Origin of the sequence: Pseudactinotalea sp. (assembly GCF_048594945.1) — a bacterium.
In the GTDB taxonomy this organism is placed as follows: Bacteria; Actinomycetota; Actinomycetes; order Actinomycetales; family Beutenbergiaceae; genus Pseudactinotalea.
This window is the reverse complement of record NZ_JBMDXJ010000243.1, coordinates 1-4,665: the sequence shown is the minus strand read 5'-3', so window position 1 is coordinate 4,665 and position 4,665 is coordinate 1. Positions and strand designations below refer to the sequence as shown.

The 4,665-nt window shown below is 70.3% G+C and carries 6 protein-coding genes; 3 read left to right on the top strand and 3 right to left on the bottom strand.

The genetic code is table 11. The features are described 5' to 3' along the window. Positions 1 to 133: 133 nt before the first annotated feature. The 3 genes from ACOJSN_RS10560 to ACOJSN_RS10550 form a co-directional block, all read right to left on the bottom strand. Positions 134 to 901, bottom strand: a complete 768-nt coding sequence (locus tag ACOJSN_RS10560) for an SDR family NAD(P)-dependent oxidoreductase (protein ID WP_420112457.1) — start codon at positions 899 to 901, stop codon at positions 134 to 136. Positions 902 to 914: 13 nt separating this feature from the next. After that, on the bottom strand, positions 915 to 1,454 hold the full coding sequence (locus ACOJSN_RS10555) for a cyclophilin-like fold protein (protein ID WP_420112456.1): 540 nt from the start codon (positions 1,452 to 1,454) through the stop codon (positions 915 to 917). A gap of 174 nt (positions 1,455 to 1,628) precedes the next feature. Continuing rightward, a complete protein-coding gene (locus tag ACOJSN_RS10550) occupies positions 1,629 to 2,117 on the bottom strand; it encodes a cyclophilin-like fold protein (protein WP_420112455.1) in 489 nt (162 codons plus the stop codon). A gap of 102 nt (positions 2,118 to 2,219) precedes the next feature. Between ACOJSN_RS10550 and ACOJSN_RS10545 the strand changes: the two genes are divergently transcribed. The 3 genes from ACOJSN_RS10545 to ACOJSN_RS10535 all read left to right on the top strand — a co-directional run bounded on the left by ACOJSN_RS10545 (position 2,220) and on the right by ACOJSN_RS10535 (position 4,545). After that, positions 2,220 to 3,116, top strand: a complete 897-nt coding sequence (locus ACOJSN_RS10545; protein ID WP_420112454.1) for a helix-turn-helix transcriptional regulator — start codon at positions 2,220 to 2,222, stop codon at positions 3,114 to 3,116. Continuing rightward, positions 3,113 to 3,877, top strand: coding sequence for a glucose 1-dehydrogenase (locus ACOJSN_RS10540; protein ID WP_420112453.1), 765 nt, complete (start codon positions 3,113 to 3,115; stop codon positions 3,875 to 3,877). Before ACOJSN_RS10545 ends, ACOJSN_RS10540 begins: the two co-directional genes overlap by 4 nt. 128 nt (positions 3,878 to 4,005) lie before the next feature. Next, complete coding sequence (locus ACOJSN_RS10535) at positions 4,006 to 4,545, top strand: helix-turn-helix domain-containing protein (protein ID WP_420112452.1); 540 nt, start codon at positions 4,006 to 4,008, stop codon at positions 4,543 to 4,545. The last annotated feature ends 120 nt before the right edge of the window (positions 4,546 to 4,665 follow it).

Below are 4,665 nucleotides of genomic sequence, written 5' to 3'. Positions count from 1 at the left end.
CGCATGAGGCTGGGCCGTCGCGTCGGTGTGGTTGCCGCCGTAGTGGCGGCGATCGCGCTGGCCGGTTGCACGGGCCAGGAACCGCGCCGACCGGGTGCTACGCCTCGCTGCCAGCGCCTGAACTGCCAGGGTCCTACTGGGCGGTGTGGCCGGCGTCGACCGGCAGCGCGGCACCGGTGACGTAACTGGCGGCGTCACTGCACAGCCACAGCACCGCAGCGGCAATCTCCTCGGGGCGTCCCAGTCGGCGCAACGGCACCCCGGCAGCCGCCTTCTCCTGGTCGAGCTCGCCGCGGGCGGTCATCTGCTCGACCATCGGAGTGGCGATGGTGCCGGGGCAGACGGCGTTGACCCGCACCCCGAGCGGGCCGTACTGCAGCGCCACGCTCTTGGTCTGTCCGATGACGCCGTGCTTGGTCGCGTGGTACGTGGTACGCCCGTCACCGCCGACAAGGCCGCCGAGGGACGAGCAGTTCACGATCGCGCCGGAGCCCTGCTCCCGCATCTGCTTCAGCTCGTGCTTCATCGAGGCCCACACCCCGCGCAGGTTGACGGCCACGATCGTGTCGAACGCCTCCGCGCTCTCATCCGCGGAGTCCACCGGCGGTAGCATGACGCCGGCGTTGTTGAACGCCATGTCCAGGCCGCCGAAGGCGTCCACGGTCGCGGCGACGGCGGCGGCGACCTGCGCCTCGTCGGTGACATCGCAGCCAATGCCCCGCGCCCGGTGACCCGCTTGGGTGAGCTCGGCGGCCAGGCGCTGCGCGGCATCTCCGTCGCGGTCGACGATGGCGGTCGCGGCACCGGCCTGCGCGAAGGCGCGCACCGTGGCCGCCCCCATTCCGGAGCTGCCGCCGGTGACGAGCGCGGTCCGTCCGATGAAGTCGTAGGTGACGTTCATGAGTTCCCTCTCCCTAGTCGTCGAGGATCTCGACGGCGGTCTGTTGCCCTTCGAAGTCGGCGAGCTCGGCCTCGGTGGCGTCGTAGGTGCCGATGTGCAGGGTGGCCTCGGAGTACCCGACACCCGTGGTGTCGTAGTAGAAGCCGAGGTTCCCCCACGGCGTGTAGTAGATGAGGTCGCCGTCCTCGGGGTCGGAGCCGGGCGACCCCGGCCAATCCAGCTCCGGCTCCAGGTAGGCGATCTTCTCCCGGCCGTTGAACTCCTCCAGCTCCAGCGTCATGGGGAGCCTGGACAGAAAGTCGCGCGTGGCGGGGCTGTCTTCGCCGATGGTCACATCCACCACCGCGTCTCCTGCGGTGAATCGGACCACGGTGCCGACCACGCCGTCGTGCTCCGTCGGCGCGGTCGACGGCGTCCGGACCGTCTCGGGCGTGCGCGACGTCTCGGATGGGCTGGCTGTCGCCGCTGGACCCGGCTCGACGGCGTCACTGCAGCCGGTGAGCAGCAGCCCGGCAGCCAGCGCTGCCGCTACTCGCCATGGTCTCGTCGTCATCCGGGTCTGTGCCCCTCACTGATGTCTTCGGGTGCGTCGGATCTCATCCAATGCGCGAGCCGGCCCAGGAGGGAGTCCCTGTCGCAGGGGGTATTGGCAGGGACTGGTCCACCACTCGGTGCTCGCGCGTACCGGGGCCACTCGTCGAGCTCCGCTTCACTGCTTGATTCCGGCTCAGCCGCAGTGCTCGATGCTGACACGGGCGTCTCGCCCGGTCGCCGCAAGTACCTCGACCCCGGCGGGTTCCAGCTCTGCCAGCAGTGCCCAGCCGGGTGGCGGGACGCTCTGGCCGAGGTCGTCGTAGTAGAACGCGACGGTGTGGGAGTCGGGGGCGTAGTACACCCCACCCTCGCTCGGATCGAGCAAGAGATCACCGTCCGCGACCTCCAGCGGACCGCCCGGGAGCGGACCGGAGAACGCCTGGCCCATCGGGTCGCTGAGGTTGAGCTCCAACGGCATCAACCGAGCGAACCGATCGCTCACCGTGGTGTCGGCGAGTGTCGCGGACAGGGCGACGCCTTCGACTGTGACCGCGACCTCACTCGACCCATCGCATGTCGGATCGACCTGGTCCGGCGTCGCCCGCCCAGCCCCGTCAGCGCACGAGGCGAGCAGGAAGACCACCAGGCCGGCCGCCGTCGGGACTCTGACTGAGAGGTTCATGGCTCCAGGCAACCGCCGCGCGCGGAGCCGAGGAAGACCCGCCGGAGAGGTGTACTGACAGTGCATCGATGCCCCGGCGGGTGCGCGCCTAAGGTCGAGGACATGGACAACCGGGCCGAGGTGAGCGAGTTCCTCACCACGCGGCGGGCGAGGCTGAGGCCGGCCGATGTCGGGCTGCCGAACGCCGGCCGGCGCCGGGTGCCCGGGCTACGGCGCAGCGAGGTCGCGGCGCTGGCAGGGATGAGCGTGGAGTACTACGCCAAGCTCGAACGCGGTGCTCTCAGCGGCGTCTCGGCCGGGGTGCTGGACGCGCTGGCCAACGCGTTGCGGCTCGACGAGGCCGAACGGGCCCACCTGCTGCGGCTCGCGCACGAGGCCGATGGCTCCAACCGGGTGCTGCGCCGCACCGGAAGCCCACCGCAGTGGCGCCCCCGGCCGAGCCTGCAGCGCGCCCTGGATGCGATCACCGATGCACCGGCGATCGTGGGCAACGACCGCTCCGACCTGCTCGCCACGAACCTGCTCGGCCGCGCGATGTACGCCGACCTGTTCCTCGACCCGGCCAGGCCCCCGAACTTCGCGCGGTACACGTTCCTGGACAGCGGCGCGCGCCGGTTCTACCCCGACTGGGACTGGGCGGCCGACATCACGGTGGCCAACCTGCGCACCGGGCTCGGGAAGAGCCCGCGCGATCTCGCGCTGCGCGAGCTCGTCGACGAGCTGTCCAACCGCAGCCCGGAGTTCGTTCGCCGCTGGGGTGCCCACGACGTCCGCACCCACGGCAGCGGCACCAAGCACTTCCACCACCACGTGGTCGGCGATCTCGAGCTGGCGTACGAGAGCTTCGACCTCCGCACCGACCCGGGCCTCACGCTGACCATCTACTCGGCCGAGACGAGGTCATCGACCGAGCAGGCGCTGTCCCTGTTGGCGTCGTGGGCGGCCAGCGAGCTGACCGGCGAGCTCCGGCCCGAATCCGCAGCGAACGAGCACTCATGACGGCGCAGCACCGTTTCGCCGGCAAGGTCGCCTTCGTCACCGGCGCCGGTTCCGGCATCGGTCGTGCCACCGCCCTCGCTCTTGCCCGGGAGGGCGCCAGTGTGGTTGCCGCCGACGTCGACGCTGCCGGGAGCGCCGAGACAGCGAGCCTGATCGAGGCCGCCGGAGGCCGGGCCGTCGCGGTCATGTGCGACGTCACCCGCTCCCCGGACGTCCGCTCCGCGCTGCAGACCACGGTCGAGGAGTTCGGCGGGCTCGACATCGCCTTCAACAACGCCGGGATCGAGCAGCCCACCACACCGGCGGCAGACATCGACGACGACCTCTGGGACCGGGTCGTCGACGTGAACCTGCGCGGGGTGTTCCTGTCGATGAAGCACGAGATCCCGCTGCTGCAGCAGCGTGGTGGCGGCGCGATCGTCAACACCTCCTCCGGCGCGGGCGTCAAGGGCTTCGCTGGCGGTGCCGCGTACGGTGCCTCCAAGTTCGGCGTCATCGGCGCCACCAAGTGCGCCGCCCTCGACTACGCGTCGGCCGGGATTCGCATCAACGCGATCTGTCCGGGCATCATCGACACCCACATGATCGAACGAGTCTTCGGTGACACGCCCGAGGGTCGCCACGCCGTTCTGAGTCAAGAACCGGTCGGTCGTATGGGACACGTCGACGAGGTCGCCGCCGCCGTGCTGTGGCTGTGCTCCGACGAAGCCGCCTTCACGATCGGTCACGCCATGATCGTCGACGGGGGACAGACGACCTGACCCCCAGACGGAAGCCTCGACTGACCTCCTCGGACGCCATGACGATCGGGCGAACAGCGCTGCCGCGGCGGCCTTGAGAGCTCCTCGCATGTTGCGAAGAGTTCTTCGCAACATGCTACGGTCCTTCCATGTCCGAGCTGACGACGGCCCAGCTGCGTGTACTGGCGCACCCGATGCGACTGGCTCTGCTCCGCCGGCTGCGGGCCGCAGGGGCTGCCACGGCTCGCGGCTTGGGCCGCGAGTTCGACATCGACTCCGGCGCCGCGAGCTACCACCTGCGACAACTCGCAGAAGGCGGCCTGATCGTCGAGGACGCCGAGCGAGGCACCCGACGCGAGCGGTGGTGGCGTGCCGTTGATCCGGTCTCGCAGTTCGCAGCGTCCGAGCACCGCAACGACGACGACACCTCGCGCGAGTACATGCGGGCCGTCGTGCTGTCCAAGGCCGACGAGCTGCAGCGCGTGGCGTCCGCCGTGGCGCTGGAGCCACGCGAGTGGCTGGAGGCGCAACTCTTCTCTGACCACACCCTGCACCTGGACGTTGCGGGGATGGAGGCGCTGAAGGGCGAGTTGCTCGCCGTCGTCCATCGCTATGCCGACTACCTGCCGGTGGATCCGAGTGGCGCCCGGGCGGTGGCGGCGCACCTCGAGCTGTATCCCCGCTCGTGAGCCCACGGACCCACGCTGCTGCGTGCAGGTGGGCGCTGGCGTACACCGCGGCGGTGACGGGCGATGTCATGTACAGCGTCGTGATGAGCTGGACAGCGGCCGAATCCGGCGGCGCCGCCC

Bases quoted from the DNA above. Each gene is read 5' to 3' on its own strand.
- ACOJSN_RS10560 (WP_420112457.1), bottom strand. From the start codon at position 901: ATGAACGTCACCTACGACTTCATCGGACGGACCGCGCTCGTCACCGGC.
- ACOJSN_RS10555 (WP_420112456.1), bottom strand. From the start codon at position 1,454: ATGACGACGAGACCATGGCGAGTAGCGGCAGCGCTGGCTGCCGGGCTG.
- ACOJSN_RS10550 (WP_420112455.1), bottom strand. From the start codon at position 2,117: ATGAACCTCTCAGTCAGAGTCCCGACGGCGGCCGGCCTGGTGGTCTTC.
- ACOJSN_RS10545 (WP_420112454.1), top strand. From the start codon at position 2,220: ATGGACAACCGGGCCGAGGTGAGCGAGTTCCTCACCACGCGGCGGGCG.
- ACOJSN_RS10540 (WP_420112453.1), top strand. From the start codon at position 3,113: ATGACGGCGCAGCACCGTTTCGCCGGCAAGGTCGCCTTCGTCACCGGC.
- ACOJSN_RS10535 (WP_420112452.1), top strand. From the start codon at position 4,006: ATGTCCGAGCTGACGACGGCCCAGCTGCGTGTACTGGCGCACCCGATG.